We start from the raw sequence: 251 nt of genomic DNA, 5'->3' as shown, positions 1-251 counted from the left end.
ACGTATAATGGTTAAAATTTTTATATAATATATAAATCTATAATTTAACTTTTGTAGTAAAATCTATGACTTTATTAATAATCCCATAGAGGTAACCTGATATATTCTTTTCTTTCCCATATACTCCTGTTTACTATTCTCAAGTTTGTTTGGTGTGGGTCGTTTCTTTTTGTTTTTTTCTTTTTCTTTTATTTGAGTCAATTCAATCCCCTCCCTTGCTTTGACTGGTACGGTTTTGCTCTCATCAGATT

Annotated in this window: 1 pseudogene; it reads right to left on the bottom strand. The window is 28.7% G+C overall.

Features of this window, described 5'->3' with window-relative positions:
• Positions 1-63: 63 nt before the first annotated feature.
• Positions 64-251, bottom strand: a pseudogene (locus DN403_RS31445) (putative mucin/carbohydrate-binding domain-containing protein); the annotation flags it as partial.

Origin of the sequence: Bacillus sp. AY2-1 (genome assembly GCF_008368965.1) — a bacterium.
Lineage (GTDB): Bacteria > Bacillota > Bacilli > Bacillales > Bacillaceae_G > Bacillus_A > Bacillus_A thuringiensis_S.
The sequence above is the reverse complement of the archived record's forward strand: the minus strand, read 5'-3'. Positions and strand labels throughout refer to the sequence as shown.